This window comes from Methylorubrum sp. SL192 (assembly GCF_026672325.1).
Taxonomy (GTDB): domain Bacteria; phylum Pseudomonadota; class Alphaproteobacteria; order Rhizobiales; family Beijerinckiaceae; genus Methylobacterium; species Methylobacterium extorquens.
The window spans coordinates 5295997-5309212 of the sequence record NZ_JAPPQV010000003.1; the positions used below are offsets into that span (position 1 = coordinate 5295997).

General features: G+C 68.4%; 16 protein-coding genes and 1 pseudogene. 7 read left to right on the forward strand and 10 right to left on the reverse strand.

Annotated elements, in window-relative coordinates; translation table 11 throughout:
* The first annotated feature begins 50 nt into the window (after positions 1–50).
* A complete protein-coding gene (ruvA, locus tag OVA30_RS25715) occupies positions 51–677 on the forward strand; it encodes a Holliday junction branch migration protein RuvA (RefSeq protein ID WP_268177420.1) in 627 nt (208 codons plus the stop codon).
* Positions 678–693: 16 nt separating this feature from the next.
* Here the strand turns inward: ruvA and OVA30_RS25720 are convergent, their stop codons facing one another.
* On the reverse strand, positions 694–990 hold the full coding sequence (locus tag OVA30_RS25720; RefSeq protein WP_268177421.1) for a DUF3572 domain-containing protein: 297 nt from the start codon (positions 988–990) through the stop codon (positions 694–696).
* 77 nt (positions 991–1067) lie between these two features.
* Between OVA30_RS25720 and OVA30_RS25725 the strand changes: the two genes are divergently transcribed.
* Both OVA30_RS25725 and OVA30_RS25730 read left to right on the forward strand, forming a co-directional pair.
* On the forward strand, positions 1068–1448 hold the full coding sequence (locus OVA30_RS25725; protein ID WP_003599942.1) for a response regulator: 381 nt from the start codon (positions 1068–1070) through the stop codon (positions 1446–1448).
* A gap of 55 nt (positions 1449–1503) precedes the next feature.
* Complete coding sequence (locus OVA30_RS25730) at positions 1504–2877, forward strand: PleD family two-component system response regulator (protein ID WP_056120381.1); 1374 nt, start codon at positions 1504–1506, stop codon at positions 2875–2877.
* Positions 2878–2894: 17 nt separating this feature from the next.
* Here OVA30_RS25730 and OVA30_RS25735 read toward each other — a convergent pair whose 3' ends face one another.
* Entirely contained in the window at positions 2895–3368 is a 474-nt protein-coding gene (locus OVA30_RS25735) for an Rrf2 family transcriptional regulator (protein WP_268177422.1), read from the reverse strand.
* A gap of 94 nt (positions 3369–3462) precedes the next feature.
* Here OVA30_RS25735 and hmpA point away from each other — a divergent pair, with 94 nt between their 5' ends.
* Positions 3463–4707 (forward strand): NO-inducible flavohemoprotein, encoded by a 1245-nt coding sequence (gene hmpA, locus OVA30_RS25740; RefSeq protein WP_268177423.1) that lies wholly within the window; start codon positions 3463–3465, stop codon positions 4705–4707.
* Between the two features lie 27 nt (positions 4708–4734).
* On the opposite strand, the gene OVA30_RS25745 is transcribed toward hmpA, so the two are convergent.
* From OVA30_RS25745 to OVA30_RS25770, 6 genes are all read right to left on the reverse strand, one after another.
* Complete coding sequence (locus OVA30_RS25745; protein WP_253393829.1) at positions 4735–4899, reverse strand: hypothetical protein; 165 nt, start codon at positions 4897–4899, stop codon at positions 4735–4737.
* A gap of 41 nt (positions 4900–4940) precedes the next feature.
* Positions 4941–5267 (reverse strand): hypothetical protein, encoded by a 327-nt coding sequence (locus tag OVA30_RS25750; protein WP_268177424.1) that lies wholly within the window; start codon positions 5265–5267, stop codon positions 4941–4943.
* Positions 5257–5649 (reverse strand): hypothetical protein, encoded by a 393-nt coding sequence (locus OVA30_RS25755; RefSeq protein WP_268177425.1) that lies wholly within the window; start codon positions 5647–5649, stop codon positions 5257–5259. Before OVA30_RS25755 ends, OVA30_RS25750 begins: the two co-directional genes overlap by 11 nt.
* Before the next feature lie 91 nt (positions 5650–5740).
* Entirely contained in the window at positions 5741–6721 is a 981-nt protein-coding gene (gene cysK, locus OVA30_RS25760; protein ID WP_003599935.1) for a cysteine synthase A, read from the reverse strand.
* Between the two features lie 355 nt (positions 6722–7076).
* Positions 7077–7253 (reverse strand): hypothetical protein, encoded by a 177-nt coding sequence (locus OVA30_RS25765; protein ID WP_012252670.1) that lies wholly within the window; start codon positions 7251–7253, stop codon positions 7077–7079.
* Positions 7254–7431: 178 nt separating this feature from the next.
* Entirely contained in the window at positions 7432–7935 is a 504-nt protein-coding gene (locus OVA30_RS25770; protein ID WP_003599933.1) for an META domain-containing protein, read from the reverse strand.
* A 444-nt stretch (positions 7936–8379) separates the two neighbouring features.
* Here OVA30_RS25770 and OVA30_RS25775 point away from each other — a divergent pair, with 444 nt between their 5' ends.
* On the forward strand, positions 8380–8658 hold the full coding sequence (locus tag OVA30_RS25775; protein ID WP_042508715.1) for a hypothetical protein: 279 nt from the start codon (positions 8380–8382) through the stop codon (positions 8656–8658).
* A gap of 9 nt (positions 8659–8667) precedes the next feature.
* Here the strand turns inward: OVA30_RS25775 and OVA30_RS25780 are convergent.
* Both OVA30_RS25780 and OVA30_RS25785 read right to left on the reverse strand, forming a co-directional pair.
* Positions 8668–9908 (reverse strand): annotated as a pseudogene (locus tag OVA30_RS25780) (NAD(P)/FAD-dependent oxidoreductase).
* The gene (locus OVA30_RS25785; protein ID WP_238505914.1) at positions 9905–10894 is read right to left on the reverse strand and encodes a LysR family transcriptional regulator; all 990 of its coding nucleotides are present in this window, start codon (positions 10892–10894) and stop codon (positions 9905–9907) included. The pseudogene OVA30_RS25780 and the gene OVA30_RS25785 overlap by 4 nt, the downstream one beginning before the upstream one ends.
* Positions 10895–11102: 208 nt before the next feature.
* Here OVA30_RS25785 and OVA30_RS25790 point away from each other — a divergent pair, with 208 nt between their 5' ends.
* Together OVA30_RS25790 and OVA30_RS25795 are read left to right on the forward strand one after the other, a co-directional pair.
* Positions 11103–12149, forward strand: coding sequence for a class 1 fructose-bisphosphatase (locus OVA30_RS25790; protein ID WP_268177426.1), 1047 nt, complete (start codon positions 11103–11105; stop codon positions 12147–12149).
* A 147-nt stretch (positions 12150–12296) separates the two neighbouring features.
* Complete coding sequence (locus OVA30_RS25795; RefSeq protein ID WP_003599924.1) at positions 12297–13157, forward strand: phosphoribulokinase; 861 nt, start codon at positions 12297–12299, stop codon at positions 13155–13157.
* The last annotated feature ends 59 nt before the right edge of the window (positions 13158–13216 follow it).

A 13216-nucleotide genomic window follows, 5' to 3' on the forward strand; every position in this document is an offset into this window, starting at 1 on the left:
TGGCCTTAGGCCAAGCGCGGCAACGGACCCTTCGAGGATCGACGGTTCACATGATCGGCAAGCTCAAGGGAATCGTCGATTCCTACGGAGAGGATTTCGTGATCCTCGATGTGAACGGCGTCGGCTACGTCGTCCACTGCTCCGCCCGCACCCTCCAGCGTCTGCCGAAGCCCGGGGAGGCGACGGATCTGGCCATCGAGACACATGTGCGTGAGGACATGATCCGCCTCTACGGCTTCCGCGTCGATGCCGAGCGGGAGTGGTTCCGCCTGCTCCAGACGGTGCAGGGGGTCGGCACCCGCGTGGCGCTCGGCGTGCTCTCGGTGCTGGAGCCGGCTCAGCTCGCCACCGCCATCGCCACCGGCGACAAGGGCGCCGTCGCCCGCGCCCCCGGCGTCGGCCCGCGGCTCGCGGCCCGCCTCGTCGCGGAGTTGAAGGACAAGGCGCCCGCCTTCGCCCCCATCGATCCGGCGCTCATCGCCCTGACCGGCGCCGTCGAGGACAGGACCGCGCCGCAACCGGTCGCGGACGCGATCTCGGCCCTGGTCAATCTCGGCTATGCCCAGATTCAGGCCTCGGCCGCCATCGCTGCCGCCCTGAAGGGCCTCGGCGAGGAGGCCGGGAGGGTGGAGGCCAAGACGCTGATCCGGCTCGGGCTGCGGGAGCTGGCGCGATAGCGCGGACCAGAACGCCTCAACCGCCCTCGTCGAAAGGCGGCGGCTGCAGGCGCTGCCAGGCGGAGACGATCCGCTCCGGTTTCACCTCCAGCGCCTCGGCGCAAGCGAGGAGCGACGGTTCGTCGCTCATGACATGGTCGAGCACGGCACCAAGAAAGCCGGGATCGTGCATGCTCTCGCGCAGCGTTCCGGGCTCCAGGCCGCTGGCGGCGATGAACCGGAACAGCCGGTCCTCGTCGGCGGCGAGCCATCCGAGCACCTCGACCGCGAGACGCTCGCTCGGGCCATCACTATGATCAAGTTTGCGTTTCATCAACGAGTAGCAGTTTAAGAGAGTAAGAGGGCCGGGCCACGGGTTGGAACGCCATCGCGACCGCGCCGGAGCAGGTCATGAAGAAAACCGTTCTTATCGTTGAAGACAACGAGCTGAACATGAAGCTCTTCAACGATCTGCTGGAGGCGCACGGCTACGCGACCCTCAAGACCGCCAACGGTATCGAGGCGATTGAACTCGCGCGCGCGCACCACCCAGACTTGATTCTGATGGACATCCAGCTTCCCGAAGTCTCGGGCCTGGAGGTGACAAAGTGGCTCAAGGACGACGACGACCTTCGTAACATTCCTGTGATCGCTATCACCGCTTTTGCAATGAAAGGCGACGAGGAACGCATTCGTGAAGGCGGATGCGAGGCATATTTGTCCAAACCGATCTCGGTTGCGAAGTTTTTGGCAACGGTCCGTCGTTACATTGGTGATGACGGCGCTCCTTGAGACCTCTTCGGACTGAATGCCGTCGCGGTCGTGAAGGCCGCGCCTCGGAGGAACGATGTCCGCTCGCGTCCTGATCGTGGATGATCTCTACCCCAACGTCCGGCTGCTCGAGACAAAACTGTCTCTCGAGTATTTCGACGTGGTCGTGGCGATGAATGGGCCAGACGCCCTGGCCATTTGCGAGAAGGGCGAATGCGACGTCGTTCTCCTCGACGTGATGATGCCGGGCATGGACGGCTTCGAGGTCTGCCGCCGGCTCAAGGCCAATCCCGCCACCGCCCATCTGCCGGTGGTGATCGTCACCGCCCTCGATCAGCCCGCCGACCGGCTGCGGGGCCTGGATGCGGGCGCCGACGACTTCCTGACCAAGCCCATCGACGACACCGCGCTGATGACCCGGGTGCGCAGCCTCGTGCGGCTGAAGGCCGTGACGGACGAGCTGCGCTCCCGCGCCCTCGAGACGCGCGAGATCGGCGGCCCCGACCCCTTGGTTCTCGCCGCCGCCGATACCGGCGAGGGTGCGCGCATTCTCCTCGTGGAGGACCGGGCGAGCGCCATCGACCGCATCAGCACGGCGCTCTCCCAGCACCATCATGTGACGGTGGAGACCGACCCGCACCGCGCCCTGGTGCGGGCGCCCGAGGAAGGCTTCGACCTCGCCCTGGTGAGCCTCGATCTCGAAGGCTTCGACGGGCTGCGCCTGTGCAGCCAGCTCCGATCGCTGGAGCGGACCCGCAGCATGGCGCTGATCATGCTCGGCGAGATGCACGAGAAAACGCGCATCACCCGCGGTCTCGAATTCGGCGTCAACGACTACCTGCTGCGTCCGGTCGACCGCAACGAACTGATCGCGCGGGTGCGCACGCAGGTGCGGCGGCGGCGCTTCTCCGAGACCCTGCGCGGGGCGCTCCATGCCTCGATGGAACTCGCGATCACCGACGACCTGACCGGCCTGCACAACCGGCGCTACCTCGACCGCCATCTCGGGCCGGTCTTCGGTGAGGCAGCCCTGCAGGAGAAGGGACTCGCCTGCCTGCTCCTCGACATCGACCGCTTCAAGCTGATCAACGACACCTACGGCCACGAGGCCGGCGACGAGGTGCTGCGCGCCTTCGCCGAGCGCATCCGCCAGTATGTACGGCCGATGGACATCCTCGCCCGCTACGGTGGCGAGGAGATCGTGATGGTGGTGCCCGGCGCCGAACTGCCCGATGCCCGCGCCATCGCCGAGCGCATCCGCCACCGGATCGAGGCGACGCCCTTCGCCATCGACGGCGGGACGCGCGACATCGGTGTGACCGTCTCGGTCGGCGTCTCCGTGCGGCGCGCGACCGATACGGGTCCGTCCGACCTGCTCAAGCGCGCCGACACCGCGCTCTACCGCGCCAAGTCCTTCGGCCGGAACCGGGTCGAGGCCGCAGCCGCGTAGGGGATCTCGGCGCCGCCTCACTCGGGAGCCGGCGTTTCCGCCGGGATGGCGGTGGGTGGGGACAGGCCGAGCAGCCGCGCGATCTCGTCGCCCTCCGCTCCGCCCAAGAGGTCGGCGAGGGTGTAGCGGTCGAGAACCGCCAGGAAGGCCGCCAGCGCCTCACCGAGTGCCCGCCGCAGGCGACAGGGCGCGGTGATCGCGCAGGACCCTGCGGAAAAGCACTCGACCAGCGCGAGATCGTCCTCCGTCTCGCGGACGACGGCGCCGACGACGATCTCAGCCGGCGGCTTGGCGAGGCGCAATCCGCCGCCCCGTCCCCGGATCGTCTGAATCAGCCCGAGCCGGCCGAGTTGATGCACCACCTTGGTGAGGTGGCTCTCCGAGATCCCATAGGCGCGCGCGATCTCCGCGATCGAACTCTGCTTCGGCTCGCGCAGGCCGACATAGATCAGGGTCCGAAGAGCGTAGTCGGTGTAGCGGGTCAGGCGCATGGCGGATCCGAACGACCTATAAGGTACATTTCACTTGCATCTTTTCGCGAGCTGCGACAAAAGGTTTATGTCGAATGAACCTTTGGATCCGACGATGCCCGCACCGCTCTCGCCCCAAACCGTCGCCACCGTCAAAGCCACCGTCCCGGCTCTCGAAACGCACGGGCTCGCCATCACCCGGCGCATGTACGAGCGCCTGTTCGAGAACGTGGAGATCCGCGACCTCTTCAACCAGTCGCATCACGGCGAAACCGGCTCGCAGCCCAAGGCCCTCGCCCTCGCCGTTCTGGCCTATGCCCGCAACATCGACAACCTCGGCGTGCTGACGAGCGCGGTGGAGCGCATCGCCCAGAAGCATGTCGCGCTCAACATCCTGCCGGAGCATTATCCTCACGTCGCCGACGCCCTGCTCGCGGCGATCCGCGATGTGCTCGGAGAGGCAGCGACCCCTGAGATCATCACGGCCTGGGGCGAGGCGTACTGGTTCCTGGCGGAGCTGCTGATCGGCCGGGAGGCGACGATCTACCGGGATCAGGCGACCAAGACCGGTGGATGGAACGGCTGGCGCGACTTCGTGGTCGAGAGCGTCACCCCGGAAAGCGAGACGATCCGGTCGTTCGTGCTGGTCCCCGCTGACGGCGGCCCGGTGCTGCGTCACGAGCCGGGGCAGTATCTCGGCTTCCTCGTCGACCTGCCGGGCCGGGGCGTGCTGAAGCGGAACTACTCGATCTCCTGCGCTCCGAACGATCGCGCCTACCGCATCACCGTCAAGCGCGAGGCCGCAACCGCGCATCCGGCCGGCCTCGTCTCGAACTGGCTGCACGCGGAAGCGAAGGCCGGAACCGTGCTGAAGGTCGCCGCGCCCGCCGGCGACTTCTTCCTCGACCGGGAGAGCGCCGAGCCGGTGGTTCTGGTCAGCGGCGGCGTCGGCCTGACCCCGATGATCAGCATGCTGGAGAGCATCGCGGCGGAGACGCCCGAGCGCCCGGCTTGGTTCGTCCACGGTGCCCTCAACGGGCGGGTTCACGCCATGCGCGAGCATGTACGCGGCCTTGTTGCGAACCAAGCGGCCCTGTCGGCCCACATCGTCTACGCGGAGCCGGAGCCGCAGGACCGGCCGGGCGAAGATTTCGACCACGAAGGGCTGATCACGGCCGAGTGGCTCGTTGCGAACACCCCCTCGGAGCGTGCGACCTACTACCTGTGCGGACCCAAGCCCTTCTTGGCCGCTCTGGCCAACGGGCTGGCCCGTGCCGGCGTCCCGGCGGAGCGGGTCCGGTTCGAGTTCTTCGGCCCCGCCGACGAGCTGTTGGACGAGGAACCCCGGCAGGCCGCCTGAGCCGGCAAGGCCGCACCGGGGGCGCGGTCAACCCGCTCCCGGATCGGTCTCGTCGCCCTGTGCCGGCACACCGGGCTTGCCGTCGGTCTTCTCGTTGGGATCCTTGACCGCGTCGGGGGCGCTGTTGGCGGGCTTGTGCCCGTCCTGGGGCTCCCGATCCGTCTCGCGGTCGTCGCCGTTCTGCTTGTCCATCGTCGAGTTCCCTTAGAAATTGGGGTGCGGGCCGGCGCGGCTCAGGAGTGCTTGGCTCGGTCGGGCTCGCCCGCGATGGGCTCCCCCTCACGCGGGCCGGCCGAGGCCTTGCGGTCGGAATGGCCGCCGGACGAACCGCCGATCGCGGGTGGCGTACGTCCGGCCGCGCCCCCTTCCGCGCCTTCGCCCCATTCTCCGCGCCGCTCGGCATCGGAGCGCCCGCCGGACCCCTGCCCGGTGATCGCCGCCTGCTCGGAGGTCTGGTGGCCGCCGCCCGCCGGATGGGGGCCGGGTGAGCCGACCGCCTCGTCGGGCTTGCGGGTGCCGGTGTTGCTCAGGTCTTCGTTGGGCCGGTTTTCATTGCCCATCACGGCCTCCCCCAACACGTTCGCCAAGATCCTCGCCGTGACGCGGCGGCTCTTCCTGGCCGACGGCGGCGGTGGCGCGCTCGATCGCCTCCTGCGCGGTCGCGTCGGGCTTGGAGCGGGACGAGGGATCGGAGATCCGGCGTAGATTTTCGGCGGGCGTCTCGGCCTCGGTCTGGTCCACCGCGTCCTGGCCCTGACGCTCGGTGCCGGAGGCGATGCGCGCGGTCTCGGCCGTTCCGTCGGGATTGCTCTTCAGCTCCGCCTGGGTCCGCGAGGGGATGCCCGCGTCGAGGGGCGAATCGGTGCCGAAATCCTGGCCGTTGCGATCCGCATAGGCGTCGAACGCCTTCAGCGACGGCCGGTCGGGGGAAGTCTCTGTCATTCTTCGTCCTCCTGATCTGACCGGGACAACAACCCGGGACCGGAGGAGTTGCGGTGCGGGTCCGTCGCAGACCCGCACCGCGCGATGCGTGTTAGCCGATGCCTTCGAAGAGCACCGAGGAGATGTAGCGCTCGGCGAACGAGCAGGCGATGGTGACGATGCGCTTGCCCTGGAACTCGGGGCGGCCCGCCAGTTCCAGCGCCGCCGCGACGTTGCCGCCGGTCGAGATGCCGCCGGGGATGCCCTCGAACTTGGCGAGGTCGCGGGCGGTGTCGATCGCCTGCTGGTTCGACACCTTGAGCACGCCGTCGAGGATGTCGGTGTGCAGGTTGTCGGGGATGAAGCCCGCGCCGATACCCTGGATCTTGTGCGGGCCGGGCTGGCCACCGGAGATCACGGGGCTGTCCACCGGCTCCACCGCGAACACCTTGAGGTTGGGCAGACGCGGCTTGAGCACCTCGCCGACGCCGGTCACCGTACCGCCGGTGCCGACACCCGCCACGAAGGCGTCGAGCTGACCCTGCGTGTCGTTCCAGATCTCTTCCGCCGTCGTCTTGCGGTGGATCTCCGGGTTGGCCGGGTTCGAGAATTGCTGCGGCATCACCGCGCCGTCGATCTCGCGCAGGAGCTCCTCGGCGCGACCGATCGCGCCCTTCATGCCCTGCGCGCCCGGCGTCAGTTCGAGCTGCGCGCCGAGGAAGGCGAGCATCTTGCGCCGCTCGACCGACATCGTCTCCGGCATCACCAGGATCAGGCGGTAGCCGCGGGCGGCGGCGACGAAGGCCAGCGCGATGCCGGTATTGCCCGAGGTCGGCTCGACCAGCGTGCCGCCGGGCTTGAGCCGGCCGGAGGCTTCGAGGGCGTCGATCATGTTGACGCCGATGCGGTCCTTCACGCTCGAGATCGGGTTGAAGAATTCGAGCTTGAGCAGGATTTCAGCATCGACGCCCCGCTCCTTGGTGAGCCGGTTGAGGCGCACGAGCGGCGTGTTGCCGATGGTCTCGGTGATCGAGCCATAGACGCGGCCGTGTCCGGGCTTCCGCACGGTGTCCGGGGTCGAGGTGTCTGTCATCGTCTGTCCGCTCCCTGAGCGCTCCCGTGCCGCAACGGCCACCGGCCCGGTGCAGGAGCGCGCGCCAACACGAAAGGCTTCCACATCGGCCCGAAGGAAGACGACCGCCAGGGGACAAAGCCGACGCGAAACCAGAAACTTAGCGCTCCCGCCGAAGCGAGGTCCGCTGCGGCGACGCGTAGCCGATTTCGCAAGCTCCGTCGAGCTTCACGCCGGGCGGATACCAGTCTTTACACGGACTGCGCACGGCTGAGCTTTAGCGGAGAATTTTATTTTCCTTTTTCGCCGCCGGACGACAGTATTGTCATCCTCGTCACTCCGAATCGACGGGCCGGTTACGGTCTGCGATCGCGGTTCAGGCGACGAGGAAGCGGGTGGCGAGGATCAGGATGCCAATTCCCGAACTGGTGGCGAGGGCGGCCAGGGTCGCTGCACCCTCGTGGTGGGCGCGGACGAAGTCGTAACGCGCCGCGTGGGAGGCCGCCGGCCGCACCTTCGGGACGACGCGCTGATGAACCCGGCCGATCCGCATTCCGTCTCTCCGCCTGAGCGGCCGCGCGGAGCGCGACCGAGGGGCGCGAGGAAACGGCGCGGGAGCCTGACGGAGGATGAATCCGGGCTCCCGTCCACGAATCGTCGTCAACGGGGACTTAAAGCGATCGCGCGCCGGCTCGTCCGAGGAACCGGCGGGCTGTTCGAGAATGGGGCGCCTACAGGGCCCGATCAAACCGCAGCTCGCCGTTCTGGCTGCGGATCACGAGTTGCGAACCGTCGAGGTCCCACTTGCCCGCCGTGCGCAAGGCGACGAGGAAGGCCTGCTCGGTGGCCGCCAGTGCCTTGTCGCAGGTCTTCTTGGTGAGCGCCAACGGACCGACGGCGAGGTGCTGCTCGCGCAGGGGGAAGGCGGTGGCGGTGAAGGTGTTGCAGCCGCCATAGCCGCGGGCGCGGTACTGCGCGTCGATGATGAAGCTCGGGCGGTCGGCGCCGGTGAACGGCTTGCCGTTCATGCTGACGGCGGTCCACATCGAGCCGAGAGGGAACATCTTCTCCGTCGGCTTCGCGCCGGGGACGTATTGCGGCTTCTTATCGGGCTGCTTGCCCGCGCCGAAACCGGACGTATTGCCGCCCATGCCCATTTGCGCCGCAGCCGGCACGGCCGCGAGCGCGCCCGCGGCAACCGCGCAGGCCAGCGCGGCGGTCAGCATCCTGTTCATCGTTCAGCCCCCTGTCTGCTCGACTGCTTCACCCCGGAGCCCCACTTGGCCAACGGCTCGGCTCTTCGCCCGATGATTGGGCCGAGCCGGCGCATGCTCCGTATCCTTCGGGCCGCGCTCCCTCTCGGCAGCCGGTCCTGGGCGCTAGGGGGAATCGGCACAGATTCAAGCACAATTATGGTCAAGACCGGCCCGAGACCCGGTTCAGCGGCGATCCCATCCGTTTCGACGCGCCGCGAACCTTGTGCGGCAGGAATTCTCGCCCGGCGAGTCTTCGAGGCAGGCGAAACGCCGTTTCTCACAAGCTTCACCGAAACGAACCGGCCCGTCGGACCGTTGAACGATCCCATGCCCCGTGGCGCGGGGTGGTATCTGCCAAGGATCGAGGAGAGCGCTTTGACGGGATCGGATGAAGGTGCGTCGAGCGGAGCTTCGCCCAACACGATGAATGCGGCCCAGTGCCGGGGTGCCCGCGGCCTGCTCGGCTGGTCCGAGGCGGATCTCGCCCGCCGCTCGGGGCTGGACGAAGGCTTCATCAAGGGGTTCGAGGCCGGCACGGGCGATTCCGCCTCCGGCCAGGTCGAGGCTTTGCGCAGCGCCCTGATGCAGGGCGGCATCGTCTTCACCGACGGTGCGACGCCGGGCGTCCGGCTGTCCGAGCAGCAGCGCGGCGGCGACGAGGGCACACGGCTCGATCAACTCACGACCGAGAACGACCGCTGAGGTAAAATCTCAGCCCGTCGCCAGGGCCTTGAGGTCGAAGCCCGGATCGCCGGCCTGCTCCGGCGTCAGCCTCTTGCCCGCGGCCAGAAGGCGGCGGGCCGCCATATGGTCGGCGGGGCGATCCACCGATTCGACGGCGCTGAGCGCGCCATCGCGGAAGCGGAACACCGAAAAGCCGGCGCCGGCCCGGCGCAGGACGCTCGCGTCAGACGGCGCGGCGAGCCCGGCGATCTGGAGCTTGCGCGGCCCCTGATCGCTCCAGAACCACGGCACCGCGTCGTAGGCGGCGGGCCGGCCGGTGAGCCGTGCGGCGAGGCAGCGGCCCTGATCGACCGCGTTCTGAACCGATTCGATCCGCACCCGGTCGCCGCCGGGCATTCCGGACGCGAAGCGGCTCGGGAAGCGCACGCAATCGCCGATGGCCGAGATCGCCGGGTCGCTGGTTGCCAGGAAGGCATCGATCTCGATGCCGTCGCGCACGGCGAGGCCGGCTTCCGCCGCGAGTTCCTGGTTGGGCACCACACCGATGCCGACGAGCACGAGGTCGGCGGGCAGGCTCTGCCCGTCGGCGGTGCGGACCGCCACGGCCCGTCCCCCCTCCCCCTCGATGGCGGTGACGCCCCCCCGAACAGGAAGGTGACGCCGGCCTCCTCGTGGAAGGCGCGGAACGCCTCCGAGGTCTCGGGCGAGGCCGCCCGCGCCATGACGCGCTCGGCCGCCTCGATCACCGTGACAGAAAGACCGCGGGCGGCGCAGACCGCCGCGAATTCGAGGCCGATGAAGCCCGCGCCGATCACGACGATCCGGTGGATGCCCTCGATCGCCGCGCGAAGCGTATCGGCATCGTCGAGGGAGCGAAGCTGGCGCACGCCGTCGAGATCGCCCCCCGGCACCGGCAGCGCCCGGTTACGGGTGCCCGTCGCCAGGATGAGATGGTCGTAAGACAGATCCTCGCCGTCCGAGAGCCGGACGCTGCGCCCGGCGCGATCGATCGCCGTCACCCGTGTCCCGGGCCGGTGCGCGATGCGGTGCTCGGCGAAAAAGCTCTCCTGCCGAAGCAGCAAACCGCGGGCATCGGTCTTGCCGGCAAGATAGGCCTTCGACAGCGGCGGGCGCTGGTAGGGCAGCGCGGCCTCCTCGCCGACCAAGGTCAGACGGCCGGAAAATCCCGCCTCCCGCAGCGAGGCGGCGGCCTGGAAGCCGGCCTGCCCCGCCCCGACGATGACGATCGTCTCCATCGGCCCGCTCATTCGCCCGCCTCGGCCGGGCTGCGGACCGCCTTGAGCGGTGCTGCTGCGGCCGCGTCCTCCGGGAAGAAATCGCCGGGAATGCTCGGCAGGAAGCGGCGCCCCTCCTGCGCGAGATAGTCCCAGAACGCGTCGGAGGCCGGACCGAGCACCTTGTCCGCGCGGCGCACGACGTACCAGTCGCGCCGGATCGGCAGGCCCTCCACGTCAAGGAGGACGAGGCGCCCGCTCGCCACCTCCGCCGCCACCGAATGGCCGGACAGGAGCGCGATGCCGAGGCCCGCCATCACCGCCTGCTTCAACGTCTCGTTCGAGCCGGAATCGATCCCGAGCTTGGCCCGGCGGATCATCACGCCGTTCATGAATTCCTCGAACACCGAGCGGGTGCCCGACCCCTCCTCGCGCACGAGGAAGGATTCCTCGGCCAGATCCGCCCGCGTCAGGCCGCGCCGCCCGGCCATTGGGTGGTCGGGGGCGGCGATCAGCACCAGGGGATGAGGTCCGAACGTCTCCGCCTCGATGGCGAAGTCCCGCGGCGGGCGGCCCATGATCGCGAAATCGATGTCGTAGTTGCGCAAAGCCTCGATCGTGTCCTGCCGGTTGCCGACGGTGAGCGAGATCTCGACCTTCGGATGGGTCTCCATGAAGCCGGCGATGACGAGCGGCGCGAAATACTTCGCCGTGGAAACAACCCCGAGGCCGACCCGGCCGCCGCCGCCGCCCTTCAGGGTGCGCAGGCGGTCGGTGCAGGTCTCCAGCACGGTGTTGATGCTGTTGATCGCCCACAGCATCTCGCGGCCCGCATCGGTCGGCTTGAGGCCGGTCGGCGTGCGGTCGAACAGGAGGAGGCCCGCCTCCTCCTCGAGCTGGCGGATGCGTGCGTAGAGCGCGGCGGAGGTGACGTTAAGCTCCTGCGCGGCCCGCGTCATTGTGCCGAGCCGTGCGACTGCGGCGACCGCCTGGAGCTGCTTGAGCGAAAGATTGCGCATGCCCCGGTTTTAGTTTTTTTGCGGGGCACCACAAGTTTTTTTAGAAATCTTTCGACAGCCGTCTCGTGCCGTCTGGCGCTGCCGCCTCGCCACAGCGTATCATAGCGCGAGATAGCCCTGCACGCCTCCGCGCGCGCATGGCCGATAAGAACGCCGCGCAGGACCTTAAGTCACACGCGCGGGTTCGACGGGAGCGAGCCTCAGAACGATGACGAAGCCCTACGGGTCATCCCTCGACGACCATCTCGACGCCGAAGTCGCGCGGGACCCCTCGCTGGCCGACACCGCCGCCACGATCCGGGCGCTGGCCGCCGCCGCGATCGACGTGAGCGAGACCGTGGGTCGTGGGTCGCTCGCGGGCGACCTCGCCGCGCAGGGCGAGCACAACAGCGACGGCGACGTGCAGAAGGCGCTCGACGTGATCGCCCACAAGCGGTTCATGCGGGCGCTCGAAGAGGCCCCCGTGGCGCAGGTCGCCTCTGAGGAAGCCGAGGACGTGGTGACGCTGAAGGCCGGCGCGCCGCTGGCGGTCGCGATCGACCCGCTCGACGGCTCGTCCAATATCGGCGTCGGCATGGTGGTCGGCACCATCTTCGGCATCCGCCCGGTGACGCCGGGCGAGGATCCGAATGCCTCGTTCCTGACCCCTGGCACGACGCAGACGGCCGCCGGCTTCGTCGTCTACGGCCCGGCCACGACCTTCGTCGTCACGCTCGGCAACGGCACCCGCATCTTCACCCTCGACCGGACGGACAACGTCTTCCGCCTCACCCACGATGCGATGAAGATCGTCCCCAGCGCCAGCGAGTACGCGATCAACGCCTCGAACGTCCGCCACTGGGACGGGCCGGTGAAGTCCTACATCGAGGATTGCCTGCGCGGCTCGGAAGGCCCGCGCGACCGCGACTTCAACATGCGCTGGACCGCCGCCCTGGTGGCGGACGCGCAGCGGGTGCTGATCCGCGGCGGCGTGTTCCTGTATCCGGGCGACAACCGGAAGGGCTACGCCCAGGGCCGCCTGCGCCTCTTGTACGAGACCGCCCCCATCGCCTTCCTGATCGAGCAGGCCGGCGGCGGCGCCACCGACGGCCAGGGCCGTATCCTCGAGCGGGTGGCCACCAAGATCCACGAGCGCTCGCCCCTGGTGTTCGGCTCCACCGAGGAGGTCGAGTGCGTGGCCAAGTACTATGACGGCCGCCAGCCCAGCGCCGGCCGCTCACCCCTGTTCGGCCAGCGCGGCCTGATGCGGAGTTGATCAATGGGTGCATAGTCCCCGACCTACGGTCGCAGACTCAGCGTCCGGCGGAAGACCGCCGCCGCGCATTCGCGCGGCCAGAAGGCGATGATTCGGGATCATCGCCTTCTGGAACCAAGCACTCGGCCCGATTTATCTGAAAAGCCCATGTCGGCGCGTCATCCCATCATCTCGGTCACCGGCTCCTCGGGCGCCGGGACCACCTCGGTCCGCAACACCTTCGAGCAGATCTTCCGAAGGGAGGATGTCAGCGCCGTCTACATCGAGGGCGACGGCTTCCACGCGCACGACCGCGACACCATGCGGGCGATGATGGCGCGCGAGCCGACGCTGAGCCATTTCGCGCCCCGCGCCAACCTCCTGCCCGAGTTGGAGGAGGTGTTTCGCAGCTACAGCGAATCCGGCACCGGCCGCACCCGGCACTACGCCCACGACGAGGCGGATGCCGCGCGCTACGGCGTACCCATCGGCGCCTTCACGCCCTGGGAGCCGTTCCAGCCCGGCTCGGACCTGTTGTTCTACGAAGGCCTGCATGGCTGCGTGGTCGATCAGAACGTCGACCTCGCCCGCTACCCCGACCTCAAGATCGGGGTGGTGCCGGTGATCAACCTCGAATGGATTCAGAAGCTGCACCGGGACCGCTCGACGCGGGGCTACTCGACCGAGGCTGTCACCGACGTGATCCTGCGCCGGATGCCCGACTACGTGCAGACGATCTGCCCGCAATTCTCGTGGACGGACATCAACTTCCAGCGAGTGCCGACGGTGGACACCTCGAACCCGTTCATCGCCCGGTGGATTCCGACCGCCGACGAGTCGATGGTGGTCATCCGCTTCAAGGACCCGAAGGGGATCGATTTCTCCTATCTCGTGTCGATGATCCACGACAGCTTCATGAGCCGGGCCAATTCCATCGTCATCCCCGGCGGCAAGCTCGATCTGGCGATGCAGCTCATTCTGACGCCGATCATCATGCAGCTTGTAGAACGGCGGCGGCGGCTGGCGTGAGCCTCGTCCGGCCCCCTCGGGGCGCCGACCGTTCGCGATAACGGCGAGGATCGTGCTGC

What these genes read in the sequence shown, in the direction of transcription:
- OVA30_RS25725 (WP_003599942.1), top strand. Translation starts at nt 1,068, where the DNA reads ATGAAGAAAACCGTTCTTATCGTTGAAGACAACGAGCTGAACATGAAG.
- OVA30_RS25755 (WP_268177425.1), bottom strand. Translation starts at nt 5,649, where the DNA reads ATGACAGAGACTTCCCCCGACCGGCCGTCGCTGAAGGCGTTCGACGCC.
- OVA30_RS25795 (WP_003599924.1), top strand. Translation starts at nt 12,297, where the DNA reads ATGTCGGCGCGTCATCCCATCATCTCGGTCACCGGCTCCTCGGGCGCC.
- OVA30_RS25790 (WP_268177426.1), top strand. Translation starts at nt 11,103, where the DNA reads ATGACGAAGCCCTACGGGTCATCCCTCGACGACCATCTCGACGCCGAA.
- OVA30_RS25750 (WP_268177424.1), bottom strand. Translation starts at nt 5,267, where the DNA reads ATGGGCAATGAAAACCGGCCCAACGAAGACCTGAGCAACACCGGCACC.
- OVA30_RS25785 (WP_238505914.1), bottom strand. Translation starts at nt 10,894, where the DNA reads ATGCGCAATCTTTCGCTCAAGCAGCTCCAGGCGGTCGCCGCAGTCGCA.
- OVA30_RS25775 (WP_042508715.1), top strand. Translation starts at nt 8,380, where the DNA reads ATGAATGCGGCCCAGTGCCGGGGTGCCCGCGGCCTGCTCGGCTGGTCC.
- OVA30_RS25765 (WP_012252670.1), bottom strand. Translation starts at nt 7,253, where the DNA reads ATGCGGATCGGCCGGGTTCATCAGCGCGTCGTCCCGAAGGTGCGGCCG.
- OVA30_RS25735 (WP_268177422.1), bottom strand. Translation starts at nt 3,368, where the DNA reads ATGCGCCTGACCCGCTACACCGACTACGCTCTTCGGACCCTGATCTAT.
- cysK (WP_003599935.1), bottom strand. Translation starts at nt 6,721, where the DNA reads ATGACAGACACCTCGACCCCGGACACCGTGCGGAAGCCCGGACACGGC.
- OVA30_RS25770 (WP_003599933.1), bottom strand. Translation starts at nt 7,935, where the DNA reads ATGAACAGGATGCTGACCGCCGCGCTGGCCTGCGCGGTTGCCGCGGGC.
- OVA30_RS25730 (WP_056120381.1), top strand. Translation starts at nt 1,504, where the DNA reads ATGTCCGCTCGCGTCCTGATCGTGGATGATCTCTACCCCAACGTCCGG.
- ruvA (WP_268177420.1), top strand. Translation starts at nt 51, where the DNA reads ATGATCGGCAAGCTCAAGGGAATCGTCGATTCCTACGGAGAGGATTTC.
- OVA30_RS25745 (WP_253393829.1), bottom strand. Translation starts at nt 4,899, where the DNA reads ATGGACAAGCAGAACGGCGACGACCGCGAGACGGATCGGGAGCCCCAG.
- hmpA (WP_268177423.1), top strand. Translation starts at nt 3,463, where the DNA reads ATGCCCGCACCGCTCTCGCCCCAAACCGTCGCCACCGTCAAAGCCACC.
- OVA30_RS25720 (WP_268177421.1), bottom strand. Translation starts at nt 990, where the DNA reads ATGAAACGCAAACTTGATCATAGTGATGGCCCGAGCGAGCGTCTCGCG.